Annotated in this window: 23 protein-coding genes and 1 riboswitch; of the genes, 8 read left to right on the top strand and 15 right to left on the bottom strand. The window is 67.2% G+C overall.

Going from position 1 to position 23588, the window contains the following annotated elements; translation table 11 throughout:
- Window positions 1–89: 89 nt before the first annotated feature.
- A complete protein-coding gene (locus H4V95_RS13630) occupies window positions 90–1058 on the bottom strand; it encodes a DMT family transporter (protein ID WP_196867304.1) in 969 nt (322 codons plus the stop codon).
- Between the two features lie 90 nt (window positions 1059–1148).
- On the opposite strand from H4V95_RS13630, the gene H4V95_RS13635 reads away from it, so the two are divergent.
- A complete protein-coding gene (locus tag H4V95_RS13635) occupies window positions 1149–1394 on the top strand; it encodes an RNA-binding S4 domain-containing protein (protein WP_196867303.1) in 246 nt (81 codons plus the stop codon).
- A gap of 41 nt (window positions 1395–1435) precedes the next feature.
- Here the strand turns inward: H4V95_RS13635 and H4V95_RS13640 are convergent, their stop codons facing one another.
- Entirely contained in the window at window positions 1436–2143 is a 708-nt protein-coding gene (locus H4V95_RS13640; protein ID WP_209730868.1) for an alpha/beta hydrolase, read from the bottom strand.
- 62 nt (window positions 2144–2205) lie between these two features.
- Between H4V95_RS13640 and H4V95_RS13645 the strand changes: the two genes are divergently transcribed.
- On the top strand, window positions 2206–3051 hold the full coding sequence (locus H4V95_RS13645; RefSeq protein WP_209730869.1) for an SGNH/GDSL hydrolase family protein: 846 nt from the start codon (window positions 2206–2208) through the stop codon (window positions 3049–3051).
- On the opposite strand, the gene H4V95_RS13650 is transcribed toward H4V95_RS13645, so the two are convergent.
- On the bottom strand, window positions 3048–4142 hold the full coding sequence (locus H4V95_RS13650; protein ID WP_209731374.1) for a homoserine O-acetyltransferase: 1095 nt from the start codon (window positions 4140–4142) through the stop codon (window positions 3048–3050). The two genes, H4V95_RS13645 and H4V95_RS13650, sit on opposite strands and share 4 nt — an antisense overlap.
- A gap of 54 nt (window positions 4143–4196) precedes the next feature.
- A riboswitch (SAM riboswitch) is annotated at window positions 4197–4331 on the bottom strand.
- A gap of 131 nt (window positions 4332–4462) precedes the next feature.
- On the opposite strand from H4V95_RS13650, the gene H4V95_RS13655 reads away from it, so the two are divergent.
- Window positions 4463–5104: a VOC family protein gene (locus tag H4V95_RS13655; RefSeq protein WP_209730870.1), complete on the top strand. Its 642-nt coding sequence runs from the start codon at window positions 4463–4465 to the stop codon at window positions 5102–5104.
- Between the two features lie 60 nt (window positions 5105–5164).
- Here H4V95_RS13655 and H4V95_RS13660 read toward each other — a convergent pair whose 3' ends face one another.
- The 6 genes from H4V95_RS13660 to H4V95_RS13685 are packed head-to-tail and all read right to left on the bottom strand — an operon-like array spanning window position 5165 to window position 10652.
- Window positions 5165–5974, bottom strand: a complete 810-nt coding sequence (locus H4V95_RS13660; RefSeq protein ID WP_245345709.1) for a CPBP family intramembrane glutamic endopeptidase — start codon at window positions 5972–5974, stop codon at window positions 5165–5167.
- 29 nt (window positions 5975–6003) lie between these two features.
- Window positions 6004–6804 (bottom strand): DeoR/GlpR family DNA-binding transcription regulator, encoded by an 801-nt coding sequence (locus H4V95_RS13665; protein WP_196867299.1) that lies wholly within the window; start codon window positions 6802–6804, stop codon window positions 6004–6006.
- Window positions 6801–7667 (bottom strand): class II fructose-bisphosphate aldolase, encoded by an 867-nt coding sequence (locus H4V95_RS13670; RefSeq protein ID WP_196867298.1) that lies wholly within the window; start codon window positions 7665–7667, stop codon window positions 6801–6803. Before H4V95_RS13670 ends, H4V95_RS13665 begins: the two co-directional genes overlap by 4 nt.
- Window positions 7664–8731: a hexose kinase gene (locus H4V95_RS13675; protein ID WP_312884041.1), complete on the bottom strand. Its 1068-nt coding sequence runs from the start codon at window positions 8729–8731 to the stop codon at window positions 7664–7666. The genes H4V95_RS13670 and H4V95_RS13675 overlap by 4 nt, the downstream gene beginning before the upstream one ends.
- A gap of 35 nt (window positions 8732–8766) precedes the next feature.
- On the bottom strand, window positions 8767–9726 hold the full coding sequence (locus H4V95_RS13680; protein ID WP_196867296.1) for an ROK family protein: 960 nt from the start codon (window positions 9724–9726) through the stop codon (window positions 8767–8769).
- 5 nt (window positions 9727–9731) lie between these two features.
- Entirely contained in the window at window positions 9732–10652 is a 921-nt protein-coding gene (locus tag H4V95_RS13685; protein WP_196867295.1) for an SIS domain-containing protein, read from the bottom strand.
- Between the two features lie 295 nt (window positions 10653–10947).
- Here H4V95_RS13685 and H4V95_RS13690 point away from each other — a divergent pair, with 295 nt between their 5' ends.
- From H4V95_RS13690 to H4V95_RS13700, 3 genes are all read left to right on the top strand, one after another.
- Window positions 10948–12195 carry an extracellular solute-binding protein gene (locus H4V95_RS13690; RefSeq protein ID WP_196867294.1) on the top strand — a complete coding sequence of 416 codons (1248 nt, stop codon included), beginning with the start codon at window positions 10948–10950 and terminating at the stop codon, window positions 12193–12195.
- A gap of 86 nt (window positions 12196–12281) precedes the next feature.
- Window positions 12282–13217, top strand: a complete 936-nt coding sequence (locus tag H4V95_RS13695; protein WP_196867293.1) for a carbohydrate ABC transporter permease — start codon at window positions 12282–12284, stop codon at window positions 13215–13217.
- Window positions 13218–13219: 2 nt separating this feature from the next.
- Entirely contained in the window at window positions 13220–14134 is a 915-nt protein-coding gene (locus H4V95_RS13700; RefSeq protein WP_196867292.1) for a carbohydrate ABC transporter permease, read from the top strand.
- Window positions 14135–14162: 28 nt separating this feature from the next.
- Here H4V95_RS13700 and H4V95_RS13705 read toward each other — a convergent pair whose 3' ends face one another.
- The 6 genes from H4V95_RS13705 to H4V95_RS13730 form a co-directional block, all read right to left on the bottom strand.
- Window positions 14163–14534 (bottom strand): glyoxalase superfamily protein, encoded by a 372-nt coding sequence (locus H4V95_RS13705; RefSeq protein ID WP_196867291.1) that lies wholly within the window; start codon window positions 14532–14534, stop codon window positions 14163–14165.
- 136 nt (window positions 14535–14670) lie between these two features.
- Window positions 14671–15876, bottom strand: a complete 1206-nt coding sequence (locus tag H4V95_RS13710; protein ID WP_196867290.1) for an amidohydrolase family protein — start codon at window positions 15874–15876, stop codon at window positions 14671–14673.
- Window positions 15873–17222 carry a formimidoylglutamate deiminase gene (locus tag H4V95_RS13715; protein ID WP_196867289.1) on the bottom strand — a complete coding sequence of 450 codons (1350 nt, stop codon included), beginning with the start codon at window positions 17220–17222 and terminating at the stop codon, window positions 15873–15875. The genes H4V95_RS13710 and H4V95_RS13715 overlap by 4 nt, the downstream gene beginning before the upstream one ends.
- Complete coding sequence (locus H4V95_RS13720) at window positions 17219–18445, bottom strand: allantoate amidohydrolase (protein ID WP_209730872.1); 1227 nt, start codon at window positions 18443–18445, stop codon at window positions 17219–17221. The genes H4V95_RS13715 and H4V95_RS13720 overlap by 4 nt, the downstream gene beginning before the upstream one ends.
- Window positions 18446–18613: 168 nt before the next feature.
- Window positions 18614–20308, bottom strand: coding sequence for a urocanate hydratase (gene hutU / locus H4V95_RS13725; protein ID WP_209730873.1), 1695 nt, complete (start codon window positions 20306–20308; stop codon window positions 18614–18616).
- Window positions 20305–20991 (bottom strand): IclR family transcriptional regulator, encoded by a 687-nt coding sequence (locus H4V95_RS13730; RefSeq protein WP_196867286.1) that lies wholly within the window; start codon window positions 20989–20991, stop codon window positions 20305–20307. Before H4V95_RS13730 ends, hutU begins: the two co-directional genes overlap by 4 nt.
- Window positions 20992–21116: 125 nt before the next feature.
- Between H4V95_RS13730 and hutH the strand changes: the two genes are divergently transcribed.
- Together hutH and H4V95_RS13740 are read left to right on the top strand one after the other, a co-directional pair.
- Entirely contained in the window at window positions 21117–22694 is a 1578-nt protein-coding gene (gene hutH, locus H4V95_RS13735; RefSeq protein WP_209730874.1) for a histidine ammonia-lyase, read from the top strand.
- 54 nt (window positions 22695–22748) lie between these two features.
- The gene (locus H4V95_RS13740; RefSeq protein WP_196867284.1) at window positions 22749–23573 is read left to right on the top strand and encodes a siderophore-interacting protein; all 825 of its coding nucleotides are present in this window, start codon (window positions 22749–22751) and stop codon (window positions 23571–23573) included.
- Window positions 23574–23588 lie beyond the last annotated feature (15 nt).

Raw genomic sequence — 23588 nt, forward strand, 5'->3', positions numbered from 1 at the left:
AGCCTACCGAGGTGGTCGGGACGGCGTCCCGGCGCAGGGTTCAGTGGCGTCCCGACACAGATTCACGAGCCGCCGGGCGAGGTCCGCGGTCAGCGGAAGCGCAGCGCGCGCCGGGGCCACGGCAGCGTGGTCAGCACAATGGCGACGAGGGTCAGGAGGGGCCCGGCCACCGTGGCCACTTCCACCACGGTTCCCGAAGTCGGGAACACGAGGTCGAGGACGAGCGATCCGACCAGTTGTCCAGCGATCATTCCCAACCCGGTCAGGAGCACGCCGAGGCTCCGGACCAGGACCGCGCCGAGCCCGATGAAGATACACCCGAGCGGGCCGCCCAGGTAGTACCACCACTCGGTGGGCAGTGCCTCCCCCGGCCCGGCGACCAGAACCTTGATCAGCCAGGCGACCAGCAGTACCGACGTGCCCGAGACGAAATTCAGGAGGGTGGCGGTGATCGGAGTCCCGTAATGGACGGCCGCGGTGCCGTTCATGGCCTGCTGGAAGCTGATGAGAAACCCTGCGGCAACCGGGAGCAGAACCGGAATCAGCCAGGACTGCACGTCACCGGAAGCACCAAAACGGGGAGATACTGCCCACACCACCGAGGCGACGGCTAGCGCGGTACCGATCAGCCGCATGAGCGTCAGCGGCCGCTTGCCGGCCGGGCCAATGCCAGCCCGGTCAGCGAGCAGGCCGCTGAGCGTCTGGCCCATCACCGCCGCGACAGTGAACAACGCCACACCCAGGACGCCGATGGTCAGGGACTGGGAGAAGACAAAGAAGGCACCGACGGTGCCTGCGGCGAGGTAGATGGGCGGGAACCGTCGTTCCCGCACCGCCGGAGCGATCTGACGGAAACCGGCCCTGCCCCGGGGTAGCGCACAGGTGATGACCACCATCAGGACGAGCCCCGTACTGAAACTGACCAGCGCTGCCGCGGCCCCGTCGGCCAGCTGGGTCCCGAGTGCGCCGTTGATCCTGCCCTGCAGGGGGATGGCTACGCCAGCCCCGACGGCGAGAAGCAGGCCGGGGACGAGGGGAAGCCGGGGGTGGTGTGACACCTACTGATCCTATGGCAGCGTGGCTGGCCCAACTGATGCGCCTGCGGTCGCTGGCCAGCAGCAAGATGCCCGGCAAGGCAGAATGGTTCAATGAGCAAATCCCACGACGTCGACCCCACCGCCGCCGACACCATCCAGATCTCGGATGACATGATCCGGTTGGGCCAACTCCTGAAGCTGGCAAACCTCGCTGAGGACGGTACGCAAGCCAAGGAACTCATCGATCATGGCCTGGTGAAGGTCAACGGGGCGATCGAGGAGCGCCGTGGCGCCCAACTGCACCCCGGCGACGTGGTGACCGTCAACGGTGTCTCGGTGAGAATCACCAGCGGCTGAGACCAGCGCTGCTGTTGAACCGCGGCCCTTCCCGGCCGTGATTACCCCCGGCTAGGTTGCGGTTCGATTCCGAACACCGTCAGTTCAAGGAATTCCTTGACGTGCGCCAGTTCCCTGACGCTGATGCTGTGGCCGATCCCCGCGTACAGCACCTTGGTGAGGCTGGTGTGCGCGACAGCCCAGCGGTGGGTGAACTCGATCCGGTCCCCAGTGATCACCGGGTCATCCTGGTCCCGGCCCCAGAACAGCGGCACCGGGTGGGCCGCGACGTCGTCGTCGTGGAAGAAGTCGCTTCCGTCGGCGGGCACCACGAAACCTGACAGGCCGACGACGGTGGTGAAGTCCCGGGGGCGGTGGCGCAGCAGGGTGGTCGCTACGGCCATCCCCATGGAGAACCCGAGCAGGGACACGCTTGGGTGCACCGACTTCACCGAATCCAGCCAGGCGGCCACCCGGGCGACCGAGTCAGTGACCAGGTCCACCGAGTACCCGGTGTCCTGGCTGAGGGGGAACCAGGTGAATCCGGGTCCCTGCGCGTGGGGGGCACGGACGGAGGCTACGGTCAGGTCGGCGGGGAGGTGGTCCACCAGGCCCATCAGGTCTTCCTCGTTGGCAAGGTGCCCGTGGAACATCACCAGCAGGGCGGTCCCCTGCCTCTCCTCCTCGGGACGGGACCACAGGACTACCGGATCCCAGGCCGGCCCGGTGGCTTGCTCGGCTGATGTGTGGGGGGTATCCGAAAGAGTCATTGAAGTATTCTGGCATGCGCCCACCGGTGGCACCCAGCCGGGGACTGCTACAGGATAGGAGGATGAACCGGAACCTGTACCAGCCACCGGAACCCCATCCCGCCGGAAACGCCACTCCCCACCCCTGGACGCGTTACGTTGCGCTGGGTGATTCATTCACCGAGGGAATCGGCGATCCGAACCCCGAGAGCGTCGGCGGCAACCGGGGCTGGGCCGACCGGGTGGCAGAGGAACTTGCCCTGAGCCGTGAGGACTTCGCGTATGCCAACCTCGCGGTCCGCGGGCGGCTCCTGCACCAGATTGTCGATCAGCAGGTGGAGCCCGCGCTGGCGTTGCGGCCGGACCTGATCACCATTTCGGCGGGCGGCAACGACCTGATCCGTCCGGGCGGCGATCCCGACCGGCTCGCCGAACAACTGGACAGCGCCGTCGAACAACTCAGCGCCGACCATGCGACGGTAGTGCTGTTCACCGGACCGGACGCGCGCGAGTCGGTCCTGGGGAACTTCAGATCCCGGACCGCCATCTTCAATGAAAACCTGCGGATCATCGCGGCGCGCCACGACGCGTTGATCGCCGACCTGTGGGCGTTGCGCCAACTGGTCGACATGCAGATGTGGGACGGGGACCGCCTGCATTTCTCTCCTCTGGGCCACCACACGATCGCGATGATGGTGCTGGAGACCCTCGCCGTGCCGCATTCCCTGACTCCACTGAAACCGCAGCCCCTGCCCCACAAGAGCTGGCGTGCAGCCCGTACAGAGGACCTCGTCTGGGCGAAGGTGTACTTCGTTCCCTGGGTGTTGCGCCGGCTCCGCCGCCAGTCGGCCGGTGACGACATACTGGCGAAGCGTCCGGATGCCGCGCCCATCTTCGGTCCGGGTATGCCGCCGGGCGCGGGCGGCTAGGAGTAGAAGGCGTCCCGCAGCCTGTCGTGGAGCTGGCTGACCTCGGTGAGGAACGCGTCGTGACCGATCGGTGAGGTGATCAGGTGCACGGGTACCTCTCCGGGCAGCGCGTCCGCCAGGAGCTGGGACTGGCTGGGATAGTAAAGCCGGTCCGAGTCCACCGCGGCGATGAAGAACTGCGCCCGCGCCAACTGCACCGCTGCGTGCAGCGAGCCACGATCGCGAGCCGCGTCGTGACCCATCAGGGCTTCGGTCAAGGCAACATAGCTGTTGGCGTCGAAGCGGTCCACCAGTTTGTCAGCCTGATGATCAAGGTAGCTCTCCACCTGGTAGCGGCCACGGGCCGCCGGATCGGTGGAGCCGAAGGGGACCTCCGGACTCTGGGGTGCCCGGCCGAACCGGTACTCAAGCTCGGGTTCGGACCGGTAGGTGATGTGGGCGATCCGTCGCGCCAGCCCCAGCCCCGCGGTGGGCCCGCTGCCGGGGTAGTAGTCGCCGCCGGCGAACCCGGGGTCCAGGCGGATGGCAGCGAGCTGGGCCTGGCCGAAGGCGATCTGTTCCGCGGAGCTCGACGCCGTGCACGCGATGACTGCGCATCGTTCCACCCGATCCGGATACATCAGTGCCCACTCGAGGGCCCTGGCCCCACCCAGGGACCCCCCAAGCACCGAATGCCAGGTCCCGATTCCCAGTGCATCCGCCAGCAGCGCTTCGGCCCGCACGGAATCCCGCACCGTCAGGAACGGGAACCGCGATCCCCAGGGGACGCCGTCGGGATCGAGGCTGGCGGGGCCGGTGGACCCGTAGCACCCGCCGAGCATGTTGATCGACACGGCGAAGTACCTGGTGGTATCGATAGTCTTGCCCGGGCCGACCAGCTGGTCCCACCAGCCGTCCTCGTCCGAATCGCCCCGGGCGACATGGGAGCTGCCCGTCAGTGCGTGCTGGATCAGGACCGCGTTGGAGGCATCCGCGTTGAGGGTGCCCCAGGTTTCGTAGGCGAGGGTGAGTTCGGGGAGGTATCCCCCGGTCTCGCAGGTGAAGGGGCCCAGGCTGCGGGTCTGCACCGTCCCGTCCCGGCGCGAATGCATGGTGCTGCCCTGTTGGGTCGTGTGAAGAGTTGTCACTGAAACCGCCCGCCTCGAAGTCCGCGCTTGCGCCGGACACCTTGCCCGCCGCCTGGTCGTCACCCGGGGCACCCCGCCGCGAAGGAGGGTTGCCGTCCAGCAAGCCGGGGCTCTGGTGGAACGGTAATCCGCTCCGTGCTGGCACTCGTGACCTGCTTCTAGATAACCCGAAGAAGCCGTCCCGGTGCAAATATGTGAACGCAATCTACCGCGACAGCGGGGCCCATCAAGAGGTTAGGCGACCCTAAGTCGAGACACACATCACAAAGTGCAAAACTAGGGCCATGCGCTTGGACCATGTCTCATATGCTTGTGAACCCGACGGCCTCGTAGCGACAGCGGGGAGGATTTCCGCTGCCCTGGGCATCGAACCGGTCAAGGGCGGTGTGCACCCCCGCTTCGGCACGCGGAACATGATTTTCCCTTTGCTGAATGGCCAATACCTTGAGGTGGTCGAGGTACTCAACCACCCCGCGTCAGACAAGGCGCCCTTCGGCCAGGCGGTCCGTGCGCGCTCCGAAGCCGGTGGAGGCTGGATGGGGTGGTGCGTCGCGGTCGACGACCTGGCCCCGTTTGAGGAGCGGCTCGGCCGCAGCGCGGTTCCCGGAAACCGCAAGTTCCCGGACGGACAGGAACTGACGTGGCAGCAGATCGGCATCAAGGGTTTGATCGCCGACCCCCAGGTTCCCTACATGTTGAGGTGGGATGACGGGACCGAGGCGCTGCACCCCTCGCATGCCCGCCCAACGTCGGTCCGGCTCGACTCGTTGACCATCGCCGGGTCACCCGATCGGATCGCCGAATGGCTGGGGACCCCCGCCACCGATCCGCTGGATGGTGTCGCGGTGCGCTGGGTGGCCCCGAACGGCACTCCCGGCGTGATGTCGGTGACCTTCGAGGCTGCCAGCGGCCTGGTTGAAATCTAGCCCGTCCCCGCTCACCAAATTACGGCCCCGGCCCACCGGGCCGGGGCGGGTCGGGTTCCCCTAGTCGCCGATACCGATCGCCGACCCGAAGAGGGCAAAGCCAACGAAACCCGCAATGTCCAGCAGCGCGTGGGCAATTACCAGCGGCATCACCCGTTTGGTGCGGGTGTAGGCGTACCCGAAGATCAGCCCCATGATGAAGTTGCCGATAAACGGCCCGAACCCCTGGTACAGGTGGTAGCTGCCGCGCAGCAGGGCGCTGCTGACGATGATCACCGGCGTCGACCATCCGAGCTGGCGCAGCCGGTGGAACAGATACCCCACCACGATCACCTCCTCGACAACCGCATGGCGCAGTGCCGACAGCATGAGCACCGGCACCGTCCACCAGTACGCGTCGAGCGCCGCCGGTTCGATCGCCGTCGTGATACCCAGCGCCCTGCCGCCCGCGTACACGCCCAGCGTGCCCGCCCCGATCAGGACGGCCAGGCCGAAACCGAGCCCGAAGTCGACCCGGGGCCGACTGAAGGTGAACCCCAGCGTCCTGAACGCCGATTTGCCGGGCTCCGTGAGCAGGAACAGCACCAGGAACACCGGGATGAGGGCAAAGAAGATGCCCAGCAGCTGGTAAACGAGATCGAAATACTGCCGGTCGTTGAGCACGGGGTTGAGCCGCGTGGTCTGGGACGCCAGCGGAGCCTGGCTCAGTTTGTCGAGCAGGTTCACTACCGAGTAGACCGCCGACTGGCCAAGGGACAGTCCCAGGACAATCGCGATCTCCGCGGTGATCCGGCGGCGCTGGCCGGGTGAGGCACTCCCGACGGCGCCGGGAGCGGGCCGTGCGGGCGGGTGGGTGGCATCGGTGGGCATGGCAGCCATCCTAGTGGGAGCTCCTGTGGCTATTCGGTGGCCACCATCGGCGCCACGATCACCGTGGTGCCGTGATCCTCGAACGACTGCCGCTGGGCGTCGGTAATCCCGGAGTCGGTGATCAGGTTGCTGAAGGTGTAACCGGTCATGGTGGCGAAGCAACGGGTGCCGATTTTCGACGAGTCCGCGACCACATAGGCGGTGGTTGCCCGCTTGGCGACCATCGCGTTAACTGCCGCCTCCCCCTCATCACTGATGGTGGGGCCGACGACCGGGTCCAGGCCGTTCACCCCGACGAACGCGAGGTCCAGAGCTACCCGCTGCAGCACCGCGTCGGCATAGGATCCCACCAGCTCGTAGGATCGCGGATTGACGATCCCACCGGTGACCATGATCTTGAAGTTGGGCCGGACCACCAGCTGGGCTGCAATGTTGATCGCGTTGGTCACGACCGTGAGGGTGGGCTTGGTGGACGGTTCCATCAGGTCGCTGCGCTTGCTCAGGGCCGAGGCGATCGCAGTGCTGGTGGTCCCCCCGCACAGCCCGATCACCGCGCCCTTGGGAATGAGGTCGCTTGCCGCCTGGGCGATGGCCCGTTTCTGGTCCGCGTGGGCGTCCCTGTTGTAGCGGCCGGGCAGGTCGTAGGCGACGGCCTCGATGCTGGCGCCACCGTGGGTACGGGTCAGCAGCCGCTGCTCCGCGAGGCTGTCCAGGTCCCGCCGGGCGGTCGCCGGTGACACCTTGAGCTTGGTGACGATCTCCTCGACATCCACCTGGCTGGCCACAGACAGAAGGTCAAGGATGGCGGTGAGCCGCTCTGCACGTTTCATCGTGCCTGCCCCTTCCCGGGTGCTGAGCCCGCGGCGGCGAAAAGGGTGAGTAACCGGGCCGTCTCAGGTTCGATGGCGGCACGTCCGGCAGCGAGGTACTTGCGCGGGTCGACCGCCGACGGGTTGTGCTCGAGATACAGGCGGACGGCGCGGGTGGCCAGCTGGTTCAGGTGGGTTGAGACATTGATCTTCGTCATCCCGGCCCGGATTGCCGCGGTGAGGTTCGCGTCGGAGACCCCCGATGACCCGTGGAGCACCAGCGGCACCTCAAGGACTGATTTCAGGGCTGCGATCCGTACCAGGTCCAGTTCGGCGCTGCGCTGTGTCATGGCGTGGGACGAGCCGACGGCGACGGCGAGGGCGTCCACGCCCGTTGCCGTCACGAAGGCGGCGGCCTCCCCCGGGTCGGTGCGGACTCCCGGCGCGTGGGCGCCGTCCTTCCCGCCGATCTGTCCCAGTTCGGCCTCGACATACACACCGCGTTCCCGGGCATAGGCGGCGACCCGCGAGGTGGTGGCGACGTTGTCCGCGAAAGGCAGGGCGGCGCCGTCGTACATCACGGACCCGAAACCCAGGTCAACGGCGGCGAGGGCCAACTCCGGGTCCTCGGCGTGGTCGAGGTGGACGGCGACCGGCACGCTCGCCGACCGGGCGATCGCGAGGGTGGCCAGGGCGATCGGCTCCAGCTGCCGGTGGTATTTGACGCAGTTTTCGGAAATCTGCAGGATCACCGGGAGTCCCGCCGCCTCCGCGCCGGCCACCAGCGCTTCGGCGGTTTCCAGATGGATCACGTTGAAGGCGCCGAGGCCCGTCCCGGCGGCAACAGCAGCGGCCATCAGATCGCGTGTCGGTGTGAGGCTCATGGTCGGGGCTCCTGCTGTGCGTGGGGGCTCGTGGGCCGGTCCGGGGTGTTTGGCTCTGGGGTCGTGAGGGCGGGGGTGTTAGGGGCCGGGGTCGTAAGGGCCGGCGTGATGGTGACCGCTGCGACCAGCTCCGGGAAGCTGGCGTGCAGCTCTCCCGCGGCCGGCATCAGGACCGCGGCGGCCGACCAGGCGGTGGCCAGCCGCAGCAGGGTCTCGTCGCCTTGGTCGGAGGCGGCGTCGGTGTCGGTGTCGGCATCAATGTCGGTGGCAGCGACGCCTGCGGCGGAGGTGGCGCTCGAGGCGAGCACGACGGCGAGAGCGGCAACCGCGGCGTCCCCCGCGCCGGTCGGATTCCCGTCCACCCGTGGCAGGGAGGCCCACAGGGTAGGTCTCCTGGTCCGGTGCAGGGCCATGCCGTCCTCCCCGCAGCTGACCACTACGGCACCCGCGCCGCGGCTCAACAGCTGTCGGGCGCCGTCGTCGAGCGTCGTGGCACCGGTCGCTGCCAGCAGTTCGTGATGGTTGGGCTTGAGGAGGTCCGCGCCGGCGTCGGCCGCCGCCAGCAGCGCGTCGCCGGAGGTATCGATAATGCTGGGGATGCCCTGCTCCCGGGCGCGCCGCACGAGGGATGGGTAGAAGTCCGCTGGCGCACCCTCGGGCAGGCTGCCGGAACCCACCAGTGCACCGGCACCGTCGAGCTGGGCTTCGAGCGCAGCACGGAGCGCACCCCACTCGGTGTCCGAGAGGGGGCGTCCGGCCTCGTTAAAGATGCTGGTCTGCCCGGCCTCGCGGTCGACGAATGCCATGCTCCGACGGGTGGCGGCCGCCGTCGTGGTCAATGCATGGGGGACCCCGCTGGCAACGAGTTCGTCCCGGAACTCGGAACCGGACAGGCCACCAACCGGTGCCACTGCGACCGTCCGATACCCCGCCTGGTTCAGCACCCGCGCGACGTTGAGCCCCTTTCCGCCAGCGCGCAGCAGGGGCTCACCCACCCGGTGGGATGAGCCGGGAACCAGCCGCGGCACGGCATAGGTCAGGTCGACCGCCGGGTTTGCCGTCACGGTCACAATTGTCCCGCGGGGGCGCAGCACCCCTGTCATGGCGCGTCCAGGAGGCTGCGGGCGCGCAGCGCCGCGCCGATTAGGCCGGCGTCCTGGCCCATCCGTGCCGCCAGGAGGACCGGACGACGATGGAAGGAAAGGTTCCCCTCAAGCTCCCGGCGCAGTGGGCCGAATAGCGCCTCACCGGCCTGGGCCAGTCCGCCGCCGATCACCACTGCCTCGGTGCCGAGAATCGCGACGAGCTGGCTGATGCTGAAGGCCAGCGCGGCGACGGCGTCGTCAATCACCTGTTGGGCGGCCGGGTCCCCCGCGGCCGCGGCCTCGAACACGTCCTGCGCACCGGTGACCGACTGGTTGCTCTGATCGGCATAGCGGCGGGCGATCGCTCCCGCCGAGCCCAGGGTTTCCAGGCACCCGTGCACACCGCAGGTGCACGCCAGCCCACCGGGCACCCGGGCATGCCCCAGCTCTCCGGCATATCCGCCGGCCTGCACGCGCACGCCACCGCAGAACACCGCGCCGGCGATCCCCGTCCCAATGATCACGACGACGACGTCGGCGAACCCGCGGGCCGCACCGAAGCGCATCTCGGCGTCGCCGGCGGCGCCGACGTCGTGCGCGTAGGTGACGGGGAGGCCCGTGGCCTCCTGAAGTCGCTGGGCAAACGGGAAGTCACGCCAGCCGAGGTTCGCCGAGTAGATCCCGACGCCATTGACTTCGTCGACCAGCCCGGGGGCGATCAGGCCGATGGCGCCGATGCGGTGGGCCGGCCAGGCGGCGCGGTAGTCGGCGAGTAGCTCGGCCGCGCGCTCCACGATGCTTTCCCCGGGGATGCAGGAGGGAGCGGGGGTGGGGGTACGCCGGATGTCGAGGAGAGTCCCGTCCGGGTCGGCGAGGGCCGACTTCAGGTCGGTGCCGCCCACGTCGATGGCCAGCACCAGGTCCGTCGCGGGCGCTGGCGCCGGGTCCGCCGTCGTCGCCGGGTGGTCGGTCATCGGTACTAGGAGTCCAGGATCACTGAGCGGGTCAGGTTACGGGGCAGGTCCGGGTCCAGCCCACGGGCGCGGGCCCGGGCGAGGGTGATCTTGTGGATCAGGGCCAGGTCGGCGAGCGGGTGGCGCCCGGTGTTGATGTAGTCCGCGCCGGTGGGTGCGACGTCCTCGGCCAGCCCAACGACGTCGTCTCCGAACAACCACACCACCCGGCCGGGGGCGGCGATCGAGATGGGCCCGTGGCGGTACTCCTTTGCGGGGTAGGACTCGGTCCAGCCCTGCACGCCCTCACGCATCTTCAGCCCGGCCTCGTGGGCAAGCCCCACGGTCCAGCCGGTCCCCAGGAAGGTGAATTGCTCGGCGTCGAGCATCTCGGGGCTGATGTCCAGCTCAAGTGCTGCGGTCGCATCGGTGACCGCTTCGCCCAGGTCGATTCCCAGTGACGCCAGAAGGTAAGCGAGTGCGGCGGTGGCAAAGCGGGTCTGGACCACCGACTCCTCATCCGCGTAGGGCAGGGCGACGACGGCGTCGGCGAGCCCGATGGCCGGGGAGCTGGTATCGCCGATGACGGCGATGATCCGGAGGGTCCCCTTGAGCTCCGTCATGAGTTCGAGCACCTCGGTGGTGGTGCCGGATCGGGAGATGGCGACGACGGCGTCGTAGCCGCGGCCAGCCACCACTGCCGCCTCGGAGGCTGCAAACGCATCGGTCAGACCTTTGCCTGCACCTTCCCTGGCGGCGGCATAGCTTTGTGCCATGAACCAGGACGTGCCGCAGCCGATCACAGCGACCCTTTCGCCGTCGGCGGGAAGAAGGTGCTCAGCGGCTGCCTGCTCAATGGCTTGACGCCAGACGGCGGGCTGGGAGTGGAGCTCGCGATCCATGTGCGTCCCTGCGGATTCGGGAACCTGGGGGGCGGAGTGGGGCATCGGGAGCTCCTGTGCGGTTTACAGCGGCATGATCCGCAGTTGATTGGGTATGACGTTTCAAAGGGTAAAGCAATCAGTATCAATCTAACCACTGTAAGGCGGCTTTTGGCAGTACTGACGCCATAACGCTCGGATATCGATCCGCGCGCCCGCTTGACGTGAGACGTGGATCACGCAAGTATCGTTCCACAACGGATGAACAGTAATGCTCATTCTGAAGGCAATACCGTCAACTTGTTGCAAGTATTCCGGACAGCCATAGCTGCTGAGCCACCTTTGGGAAAACGAGGAAACCATGAAGAAATCAATTCGTACCGGGATGGTCGCCAGTGTGGCGGTCGCCGGACTTATGCTCAGCTCCTGCGGCTTCGGTGGCGGAGACAGCGGTGGTGATGCGGAGGGCAGCACCTCCCTGGACCTACTGGTACCCAGCTATTCCGATAACAGCAGGGCTCTATGGGAAGGCGTCATCGAGGAGTTCGAGGCCGCCAACGAGGACATCTCAGTCAACCTTCAGGTCGAATCGTGGGAGAACCTTGAGTCGGTCCTGAACACTCAGATCCAGGCCGGCGAGGCACCGGACATCTACAACGGTGGCGCTTTTGCAGCCTTCGCCGAGGAAGGGCTGCTCTACCCGGCCGAGGAAATCGCCTCACCCGAAACTCTCGAAGATTTCCAGGAGTCCTTTGCGGTCAACGAGGAGTTTGACGGGACCCAGTACGCTCTGCCGTTGCTGGCGTCCGCACGGGCCCTGTTCTACAACGAGGACCTGTTCGAAGAAGCCGGCGTTGACGGTGCACCCACCACCTGGGATGAACTCTACGATGCCGCTGACGCTATCACCGAGACCGGAACCCCCGGTTACGGCATGCCACTCGGCTCCGAGGAAGCCCAGGGTGAAGCGCTGATCTGGATGGCTGGCAACGGCGGCGGATTCGGCGATGAAAGCGAGATCACCGTTGATACGCCTGAAAACCTCGAGGCAGTCGAGTTCATGAAACGCATGATTGACGACGGACTGACCCAGTCCGATCCGGGAGCCACCCAGCGCACCCCGATGATCAACGTGTTCATTCAGGGCCAGATTGGAATGGTTTACGGTCTGCCACAGACCGTCGGACAAATCGAAGCCGAGAACCCTGACCTGAACTACGGTTTGGCGAACATCCCCACCGCGTCGGGCGAACCGGCCACACTGGGTGTCGCAGACCGGCTGATGTCGTTCGAGAACGACGGCGATAAGGCCGAGGCCGTGACCGCGTTCATGGACTTCTTCTTCGCCGAGGACAACTACGTCGAATGGGTCAGCGCCGAAGGGTTCCTGCCGACCACCATTTCCGGTGCCGAGCAGATGTCCGGCGATGAAACCCTGGCGCCGTTCCTGGACATGCTGCCAAGTGCAGTGTTCTACCCGACCTCCAACCCGGCCTGGAACGCCACCGATGGCGCATTCAAGAGCCTGTTCGGCCAGTTGGGCCAGGGGATGGAACCAGCGGAAGTACTCGAGCAGATTCAAGCGGAAGCTGACGCAGCAGCCGAGTAGCCAGCAGCCGGCGCCGGTGCGGTCCATCAGGGCCCGCACCGGCGCCTGCCCATAACCATTGGCGGTAGAGATATGAGCTATTTACGATGAGCGCACAGCCCGTGCTGGCCGGCCCGGCCGCGTCCCCCGGACGCAAACGCCGCCGCCAGAACTCCGACGGTCTTCCTGCCGCCCTCCCCTGGATTGGGCCGGTACTGCTTCTGATCTTCGCGATCGTGATCTTCCCGGCCGGGTTCATGATCTACAACTCCACCCGGGAAATCAGCCGGAGCGGGATCGACCAGGGGTCCGCGGGGTTCGCCAACTTCGCTGATGTGTTCTCTGATCCCAATCTGCCGCGCGTGCTGCTGAACACAGTGGTCTGGGTGGTGGTGGTGGTATCGCTGACAGTGCTCCTCTCACTGATCCTGGCCCAGTTTCTGAACAAACCCTTCCCCGGCCGCACCCTCGTCCGGATGGCAGTGGTTGTTCCCTGGGCGGCCAGCGTGGTGATGACCACCACCGTTTTCTATTACGGCCTCGACAGCAACTACGGGATCATGAACGCCTTCCTGGTGGACATCGGGATCCTCGACTCGCCGTATGGGTTCACCAAGAACGTCCTTCCGGCCCTCGGAGTGGCGATCATTGTGGCAGTGTTCGTATCGATCCCGTTTACTGCCTATACGTTGCTCGCTGGCTTGCAGTCAGTTCCGGAGGACGCCCTCGAGGCAGCCAAGATGGACGGGGCCGGGCCTATCCGCACCTACTTCAGCATTGTGCTGCCCCAGCTTCGGGGGGCTCTTGCCGTGGCCGTCTTGATCAACATCATCAACGTATTCAACAACCTCCCGATCCTCAGGATTATCACTGGATCGATCCCTGGGTATCAGGCGGATACCCTCATGACCTACATCTTCAAGGTGCTGCAGTTTGATCGACGGGTGGACATTGCCAGTGCCCTCAGCGTGGTCAACTTCGCCATCGTCATCGTGATCGTTGCGGCGTACGTGAAAATCGTCAAGCCGATGAAGGAGGTCTAGGCATGTCGACGACCACGCTCAACGAATCGGAACGCTCAGCACTGCCCCCAGTGAAAGCACGGCAGAAACGGTACGGCGCCGATCAGGTCTCCGGCCGCAAAATGGGTCTCCGGATGGTGATCGGCGCCATCGTCGCGCTCGTGTTCCTGCTGCCCTACGGCATCATGCTGGTGGGCTCCCTGAAGACCCGGTCAGAAATCCTTTCTGTGCCACCCGCCTACTTCCCCACCGAGGGCCTGCAATGGAGCAACTATGCAACCATGTGGGGCACCCCCGAAACGCCGTTGCCCTACAACCTGATCTCCACGATCATCATTGCGGTGTTTGCGACCCTCCTCGTCCTTCTGGTGGCAACCCCCGCGGCGTACTACACGGCCAGGTTCCGCTTCCCGGGAAAGACTGTGTTCTTGTTCCTGGTCATCGTCACCCAGATGCTGCAGCCAGCGGTGCTGACCGCCGGCCTGTTTCGTGAAATGTTGCTCTTGGGGATCAACGACACCTGGCTGGCCATGATCCTGATCAACGCGGCCTTCAACCTCTCCTTCGCCCTCTGGATCATGCACAGCTTCTTCGCGGCGATCCCGAAGGAAATCGATGAGGCGGCGCAGCTGGACGGCGCAGGAAAGCTCACGGTGATGTTCCGCGTGAACCTGCCGCTGGTCTGGCCGGGCATCGTCACCGCCGTCATCTTCACCTTTGTATCGTCCTGGAACGAGTTCGCGGCTTCCCTGGTGATCATGTCGACCGCGGAGAATCAGCCGCTATCGGTGGCACTGACCAAGTTCATCGGTCAGTATGCCACCTCGTGGCAGTACGTGTTTGGTATTTCAATTGTTGCTATCATTCCGGTGATCATCCTGTTCGCGCTGATCGAGAAGCGCCTGATCGGTGGCCTCACCGCAGGAGCAGTGAAGTAGCCCCTGCGGTGAAGCCCAGCGGTCGCGCTCAGGAGTAGTTCGGCAGTTCCTGGAGAGTCCACTCGTTGCCGTCGGGGTCGGCGAAGTAGACGAACCGGCCCCACTCCATTTCCTCGACACCGCGCGCAGATACGCCGTTGTCCGCGAGGTGTCTGAGGGCGTCGTCGGCGTTGGGGACCACGATCATGACCCCCTTTTGTGTCCCCGGAGCCATCTCGGTCAGGCCGGTCCCCATCACCAACGAGCAGGCGGATCCCGGTGGGGTGAGCTGGACGAATCTGACGTTCTCGTCGACCTGATGGTCCTGGTCGGCAATGAAGCCCACCTGGTCAACGTAAAAGGCTTTGGCCCGGTCAACATCAGTGACGGGGATCGGAACAACCTCAATCTTCCAGTCCATTTCGCAGTCCTCTCCTGGTCCTAGGGTCCACCCGGTGGCGGAAACTGCTCCACAGCCTAGGGCCTATTGAGGTCAGCTTTCGTCCGCAGTCGCGTGACTGGCAACTGCTGAGAAGGTTTGAATCCGCTGACTCCGCTCAGACGATCCGGGCGCCCCGTTTCCAGACGGCGTGGGTCAGGGGCACTCCCGGGCGGTAGGCCAGATGGGTGACCGATGGGGCGCTGAGCAGTTGCAGGTCGGCCCGATGCCCGACGGCGAGGGATCCGACCGCGCGGGCGCCGTCGTCGTCGGCCCCGGTTTCCCGGTGGAGAGCCAGCGCGCCCCCGAAAGTGGCGGCGCGGACGGCCTCGTGGACGCTGAGCCCCATCTGCAGGACGGCGGTGGTCACGCAGTAGGCCATCGATGTGGTGTAGGAGGTGCCGGGATTGCAGTTGGAGGCCAACGCGATCTGGACGCCGGCATCCAGCAACGCGCGCCCGGGCGCCAGGGGCTGGCGGGTGGACAGGTCGCAGGCGGGTAGGCAGCCGGCCACCGTCCCCCGGGGTCCGGAGCCGTCGTCGTACCCGGACCAGGTACCGGCAAGCGCGGCGATGTCGGCCTCGTTGAGGTAGTTCACGTGGTCCACGCTGGCGGCGCCGAACTCGACGGCGAGCTGCACACCCTCGCCGTGGCCCAACTGGTTCCCGTGGACCCGAAGGCCCAGCCCCGCCTCCCGGCAGGCGGCGAGGATCTCGCGGGACTGTCCGGCGGTGAAGGCACCACGCTCGCAGAACACGTCGGCCCAGCTGACGTAGGGGCGGACGGCGTCGAGCATCGGACCGCAGACCAGGCGCACATAGTCATCCGGGTCGATCCCGGTGGGGACGAGGTGGGCGCCGAGGTAGGTCACCTCATCGACGACGCCCGCGGCGATGCGGGCGCTGCGGGCCTCATGCTCGACGTCGAGCCCGTACCCGGTCTTGGTTTCCAGGTAGGTGGTGCCGCCCGCGTTGGCTTCGGCGACCCGGCCGAGGACCAGCCGGGTGAGGTCATCATCCGATGCGGCCCGGGTGGCGTCGGTGGTGACGGCGATGCCGCCGGCGGCGTAGTCTTCGCCCGCCATCCGTGCCTCGAATTCGGCGGTGCGGTCCCCTGCGAAGACCAGATGGGTGTGACTGTCCACCCAGCCCGGGAGCCCTGCACGCCCCTGCGCGTCGATCCTGTCATCGGCGGCTGGCGCATCGGCCGCCGCGCCAATCCAGCTGATTCGTTCCCCTTCGAACACCACTGCGGCGTCCCTGAGGACCGTGAGCTCACGGTCCTGGGTGGAGAGTTCACCGATGTTGGTGATCACGATGCTCATGCGTGTCCTTCCAGGGCGGCGGCCAGCAGGGCGCCCGGGTCGCCGAGCGCGTGATGGTGTCCGTCGCGTGCCACCAGATGACCGGCGACGACGACGGCTCCCACGTCAGCGGCGGTGGCGGTGAGCGGGAGCTGGCCGGGGGTGGATCCGGCCGTGCGCAGCGACATCGGGTTCACGCTGACCAGGTCGCAGGGACGCCCAATCTCGATGGCAGCCACGGGGGTGGCCATCGCGCGGGCTGCCCCGGTGGTGGCGGCGTCGAGCAGGCTGGCGGGGCTGAACCGGCCGCGCTGGCCCGAGCCCAGCCGTTCCCCCTGTTCGAGGGCCCGCATTTCCAGCCACGGGTCGATCACTGCGTGCTGGTCGGTGCCGAGCGCGATCCTCGCACCGGCATCCTGCAGGGCGCGGGCGGGGCCGATCCCGTCGGCCAGGTCCGCCTCGGTGGTGGGACAGATGACTGCTGTGGTTCCGGACCCTCCCAGCAGGGCGATGTCCTGATCGGTGAGGTGGGTGGCATGGACCACGCTCAGCCGGTCGGAGAGAAACCCGACCTTCTGGAGCAGTCCCGTCGGTGTAGTGCCGTAGTGCTTTTCGCAGTCAGCGTTTTCGGCGGGTTGTTCGGACAGGTGGATGTGGACTGGGACATCGGTGGGGAGGCCTGCCGCGAGGAGGCGCAGGGCTGTTTCCGGGACGGCGCGGACCGAGTGCAGGGCTGCCCCGACGGTGACGAACCCCGGGTCGAACTGGGCGGCGACGGTCCGGCGCAGGTCGGCGAACCGCTCCAGCCAGGCACCGGCGTGGGCGTCACCGAACCGTTCCTGATCGGCGCTCAACGGCTTTCCAATGCCGCCGACCAGGTAGCAGGTGTCCAGCAGGGTCAGCCGGATTCCCGCAGCGACCGCGGCGCGGCACAAAGCCAGCTCCATGGCGTGCGGCCGCTCGTCGGGTGCCCCATAGGGAGCCCCGCCCGGCCGGTGGTGCACGTAGTGAAATTCGGCGACGCTGGACCAGCCGGTGACCACCATTTCGGCGAAGACCGCCGTGGCGAGCCGTTCATAGTTCCCGGGAGTCAGTGTTCCGGCCGCGCGGTACATCTCTTCCCGCCAGACCCAGAAGTCGCCGCCGTTGTCGTGGGTGCGGCCCCGGAGTACCCGGTGGAACGCGTGCGAGTGGGCGTTGGCGGCGGCGGGGAAGACCACCCCGGCGAGGTCCCTGTTGTCGCCGGGTGCCGCGTCAACGTCGCAAGTCACGCCGGCGATGGAGCCGGCGTCGTCGGCCTCGATGCGTACGCGTGGCTGGATGCCCTGCCCAGCAACCCAGGCCTGTTCACACCAGAATGTGGTCACAGCAGGTCTTCCAGTACGTCGGCGAGTGCGGTGGCTGCGAGGTCGGCGTCGTCGCGTTCGACGTACTCTTCCGGCGAGTGGCTGATGCCGGTCGGATTGCGGATGTAGACCATGGCCGAGGGGCTGTACCCGGCCAGCACTCCGGCGTCGTGGCCGGCGCCGGTGGGCAGTGCGGGCACCTGATTCCCGCCGTTCGACCGGCGCAGTGAGTTCTGCAGCTGGCGTTGCAGGGGTACATCGAAGTGGACGGTGCTGCTGAAGGATTCCTCCGTGAGGGTCACTGCACACCCCTCGAACGCTGCCGCCTTTTGGGCCTGACCGTGGATCGACTCGACGAGGGCCGCGGTGACGGCGTCGTCCGGGTGGCGGACATCGAGCCACAGGTCCACACGGGAGGCGATGACGTTGGTGCCGCCCGGGACAGGCTGCAGCCGCCCGACGGTGGCGCGGGCGTCGTCCTGTGCTCCGGCGACCCGCTTGATGGCCAGGATAATCTGCGCGGCGACGATCATCGGGTCCGCACGGTCTGCCATCAGGGTGGTACCGGCGTGGTTGCCCTGGCCCTCGACGCTCAGCCGCCAGCGTCCGTGCCCAAGGATGGAGGAGCCGACGCCGACCGGCGCGTCCAGGTCGATCAGCGCCCGGCCCTGTTCGACGTGGAGTTCGACGAAGTCGCCGATGGTCCGGAGGGCGTCCTCGTCGCGGCCAAGGCGTGCCGGGTCCAGTCCGTGGGCGCGGCTGACGTCGGCGAAGGTGTTGCCGTCGGGGTCCTTGAGGTTCCGCACCTTGTCGGCGTCGATGGCACCGGTCAGGAGCCGTGATCCGAGACAGGCCACCCCAAACCGGGACCCTTCCTCCTCCGGGAAGACGGCGACCGCGAGAGACCGGCGCGGCTCGACGCCGCGTTCCTTCAGGACGTCGACGGCGGCGAGCGCAGCGCTCACGCCGAGCGGTCCGTCAAACGGCCCACCGCCGGGCACCGAATCGAGGTGGCTCCCGGTGACCAGGGCGCCGGTCCGGTCCCCCGCCGCGGCATCCCACCAGCCCCACATGATGCCGTTGCGGTCGGTGCTGACCTCAAGGCCACGCTGTGAGGCTTCGGCGGTGAACCATTCGCGCAGCTCGAGTTCGGCTCCGGAATACACCGGCCGGGAATACCCACCCCGGTGGGAGTCGCGTCCGACGTCGGAAATCGACTCAAGCATCGAGCTGACGGTATTCATAAAAAATGCCTTTCCAATAACCCTGCGCAGCCACCGACCTTGGGGCGAACTGGCCGCTGCAGCGGCCAGGTGTGTAGGCGAGTTGGATTTCCGGTAGCGAGGAACGAGCCAGCGGAAATCTTTGCCGAGCCGGCGGCAGGGAGCCGAAGGCCCCAAGCGCCAGATGAGTCAGTCTGCCATGGGGATCCGCACTCCACGCTCCGCCGCGACGTCGGACGCGCGCTGGTATCCGGCGTCGACGTGACGGATCACCCCCATCCCGGGGTCATTGGTGAGCAGCCGTTGAAGCTTCTCGGCGGCGAGCGGCGTCCCGTCGGCCACGGATACCTGGCCAGCGTGGATGGACCGGCCAATGCCGACCCCGCCGCCGTGGTGGATCGACACCCAGGTGGCGCCCGAGGAAGTGTTCAGGAGGGCGTTGAGAAGGGGCCAGTCCGCGACGGCGTCGGATCCGTCGGCCATCGCCTCGGTCTCCCGGTAGGGTGAGGCCACCGACCCGGAGTCGAGGTGATCGCGGCCGATGACGATCGGCGCTGATACCTTGCCGTCGGCGACGAGCTGGTTGAAGAGGAGCCCGGCCTTGGCCCGGTCACCGTAGCCGAGCCAGCAGATCCGCGCCGGGAGGCCCTCGAACTCGACCAGGTCGCCGGCGGCGTCGAGCCAGCGGTGCAGGTGGGCGTTCTCGGGGAACAGCTCCTTCAGTGCCGCGTCGGTAACGGCGATGTCGGCCGGGTCACCGGACAGTGCCACCCAGCGGAACGGACCCATGCCCTCGCAGAACAGCGGCCGGATGTAGGCCGGGACGAAGCCGGGAAACTCGAACGCCCGCGGGTAACCGCCCTGCCGGGCTTCGTCACGGATGGAGTTGCCGTAGTCGAAGACCTCGGCGCCGGCGTCCTGGAAACCGACCATCGCCTCGACGTGGTGGGCCATCGAGGTCTGCGCCTTCTTGGTAAAGCCGTCCGGATCGCCCTTCGCTTCCCGGTCCCACTCGTCGATCGACACGCCCTCGGGCAGATAGCTCAACGGGTCATGGGCGGAGGTCTGGTCGGTGACGATGTCGATGGTGAGCTCTCCAGCTAGGTGGCGGCGCAGGAGCTCCGGGAAGACCTCGGCAGCATTGCCAACGACGCCGACCGACAGGGCGCGCTTGCCCTCCTTGGCGGCCAGCACCTGACGCAGGCCGTCCTCAAGGTCCGTGGCGACGACGTCAAGGTAGCGTTTCGCGGCGCGGCGCTCCAGCCGGGACCGGTCGACGTCGACAATCAGCACCGCACCACCGTTCAGTTTGACGGCGAGCGGCTGAGCACCACCCATGCCGCCGCAGCCGGCGGTCAGGGTCAGCGTCCCGGCCAGCGTGGCGGTCGGGGACTTGAACAGTTTCCGGGCAATCGCCGCGAAGGTCTCGTAGGTCCCCTGCAGGATGCCCTGGGTGCCGATATAAATCCAGGAGCCAGCGGTCATTTGCCCGTACATCATCAGGCCCTCGGCTTCGAGCTTGCGGAACTCGGGCCAGGTGGCCCAGTCCCCCACCAGGTTGGAGTTGGCCAGCAGCACCCGCGGCGCCCACGTGTTGGTGCGGAAAATGCCCACCGGTTTGCCCGACTGCACCAGCAGCGTCTCGTCATCCTCCAGGTCCTCCAGGGACCGGACGATCGCGTCGTAGGCTTCCCAGCTGCGCGCGGCACGGCCAGTGCCCCCGTAGACGACCAGGTCCTCGGGGCGCTCGGCGACCTCAGGATCGAGGTTGTTCATCAGCATCCGCAGGGGTGCCTCGGTTTGCCAGCTCTTGGCGGTGAGGGTGGTGCCACGGGCGGCACGGATGGAGCGGGTGGGGTCGTGCTGGGTGAATGAGGTGCTCATGCGGATTCTCCGTCGATGGTGAGGTGTCCCGGATGTGTGGGGGTAGTGGACGTGTTGAGGATGCCCGATGCTTCGGCGGCGACCAGTTGGCCGAGGATTTCCGCCTGGTGCTCACTGATGCGGTAGCTGGGGACCACCACGCTCAGCGAGGCGGCGATCCGGTCCCCGATCATGACGGGGGCGGCGACGGCCGTGACGTCAGGTTCGACGCCGTTGCGGACCACCACGTAGCCACACGCCGGCGCCTCCCCGGCAAGTACCCTGCCGGCGGCAGTGCCGGTCAGCGGGATGCGCCGGCCCACCCAGCTGGTGTGCCTGACCGAGTGTGTGCCTTCGCGGACGGCGATGTAGATGCCGTGCCCGTCGTCAGCGGGGACGTTGAGGTAGGCGGACTCCCCCGTGCCAGCCACCAGCCGGTCCAGCGCAGCACCGGACAGCGACACGAGTGACTCGTGGCTGAGTGCCTGGGCTCCGAGCTGGACGATGCGCATGCCGGGCCGGTAGCCGTCGTCGTCCTTCCGGACGAAACCAGTGGCTTCCAGGGTGCGCAGCAGACGAAGTGCGGTGGAGGCTGAGAGCGACGCGTCGCGGGCGGCGTCGGCCAGGCTGACCGCACCCCTTTCGCAGACAGCTCCCAGGAGCAGGAGCGCGCGTTCGACGGTGCGGGTCGATGCATCGGCCATTCGGTGCGCCTCCTAGAGCGGGTGATTCGGTGCGTGGGTCTTGCATTGCAGGACGGAATGCATTTCACTTATTGAAACGCTCTTTTCATTCATTGGCAAGACTTCTTGTGAAAGCGGGTCCGCAGGTGGGCAGCACTCAGACCGTCAACGTGGGCGTCGGCGCCCTCCGGCCCGACGACGTCGTCACGGTGGCACGGCACGGCGCAAGGGTCGACCTCCTTCGGGAGTCGATCACCGCGATGGAAGCCTCCCGGCGGGTGATCGAGGACCTCGTGAACGACCCGATGCCCCACTACGGCGTGTCCACCGGCTTCGGCGCCCTGGCGACCACCCATATCCCGGTGGCACAGCGCACCCAGCTGCAGCGGAGCCTGATCCGCAGCCATGCCGCCTCTTCGGGCGCTGAGGTGGACCGGGAGGTGGTCCGCGGGCTGATGCTCGGACGGCTCTCCACGATGGCCACCGGCCGGACCGGCGTCCGCCCCCTCGTGGCACAGACTTACGCGGCGCTCCTGAACGCGGGGATCACCCCGGTCATCGGCGAATACGGCTCGCTGGGCTGCTCCGGCGATCTGGCACCGCTGTCGCACATTGCGCTTGCCCTGATGGGCGAGGGTGACGTGCGCGACGGCGACGGCGTCCTCCGTCCCGCCGGCGAGGCCCTCGACGCCGCCGGAATCACCCCGGTGGAGCTCCGCGAAAAGGAGGGGCTGGCCCTGATCAACGGCACCGACGGCATGCTCGGCATGCTGATCCTGGCGTCGGCTGACCTCCACCGCCTGTTGAAGACGGCCGATCTCGCCGCAGCCATGAGCGTCGAGGGGCTGCTCGGCACGGACGGCGTGTTCGCCGCTGACCTCCACGCACTGCGCCCCCATCCGGGCCAGATTTCATCGGCCGCCAACATCCGCCAACTGCTCGATGGGTCACCACTGATCCAGGAACACTCTGCCTCAGAGCTCAGCGCCCACCGCAGCACCCGGGTCCAGGACGCGTACTCGCTGCGCTGCGCTCCGCAGGTGCATGGGGCCGCCCGCTCCACCCTCGCCCACGTCGAGTCGGTAGCGGCCATCGAGCTGGGCTCCGCCATCGACAACCCGGTGGTCACCGTCGACGGCCGGGTCGAGTCCAACGGCAACTTTCACGGCGCCCCGGTCGGTTACGCGCTGGACTTCCTCGCCATCGCCGTCGCCGATGTGGCCTCAATGAGCGAGCGCCGCACCGACCGGTTCCTCGACAAGGCCCGCAGCCACGGGTTGAACCCCTTCCTGGCGCACGACCCCGGGGTCGATTCCGGACACATGATCGCCCAGTACACGCAGGCCGGGATTGTGTCGGAGCTCAAGCGGCTCGCAAATCCAGCGTCAGTGGATTCGATCCCCTCGTCGGCCATGCAGGAGGACCACGTCTCCATGGGGTGGGCGGCCGGGCTGAAACTCCGGCGCGCCCTGGACGGCCTGACCCGGGTCCTGGCGATCGAGATCCTGACAGCCGCCCGTGCGCTGGACATGCGCGACGGCGGCCTGGCCACCTCACGCAGTGCAGTGGCCATCCATGCGGCGCGGGCGGTGGTCCGGAACGTGGTTGATGGACCGGACACCGACCGCTATCTCGCACCCGAGATAGAAGCGGTGCGGGTACTGGTCGACAACGGCTCACTGGTCACCGCCGTGCAGGACGCCCTGGGCGGGCCCCTGGCCTAACCCGAAGCGCCGGGTTGCTAGCCTTGGGACATACCCGCCAAGGAGATCCACCCAGTGAGCGTCGCCCCAATACGCAAGCCCAAACCCCAGTTCATCCTGACCGTTCAGCGCACCGAGTGGTTGTCCCCGGCCATGGTGCGGGTGGTTGCCGGCGGTGACGGGTTCGCCACGTTTGGCCGCAATGACTTCACCGACCGGTACGTGAAGATCCACTTCGCCAAATCCGAGCTGGGGCTGGTGCCGCCGTACGACCACCAGGTACTCCGCGCCACACTCGACCCCGCCGACCTGCCGGTCACCCGGACCTACACCCTCCGGTGGGTGGACTACGCTGCCCAGCAGCTGGCCATCGACTTTGTGGTGCATGGCGACGAGGGCCTCGCCGGACCGTGGGCGGCGTCGGCCCAGCCCGGAGACACCCTGGTGGTGACCGGACCCGGTGGCGGCTACTCCCCCAACCCGGATGCCGACTGGTACCTATTCGCCGCCGACGAAACTGCACTGCCCGCGGTGGCTGCGGCGCTCGAGTCCCTGCCTGCTGACGCCGTCGGGCTGGTGTTCATCGAGGTGGAGGGGGAGCCCGACCGCCTCGATCTCACCGCCCCGTCCGGTGTGGAACTCGTCTGGCTGTGCCGTCGCGGGGCGACGGCGGGGACCCTCCTGGCCGCTGCCCTCCAGCAGGCATCCTGGCGTGAGGGCCGGGTGCACGTCTTTGCCCACGGCGAGCGGGAGTCAATGAAGCAACTGCGGGATGTGTTCTTCGTCAAGCACGGCCTGGAGCGCAGCCAGGTGTCGCTGTCCGGCTATTGGGCGCTGGGCCGCACCGAGGACCGGTTCCAGGCGGAGAAGCGCGAACCGGTCGGCAAGATCCTCGACTGAGGTCCGCGCGCCCCC

The sequence above is a fragment of the Arthrobacter sp. CAN_C5 genome (assembly GCF_017875735.1).
Lineage (GTDB): Bacteria > Actinomycetota > Actinomycetes > Actinomycetales > Micrococcaceae > Arthrobacter_D.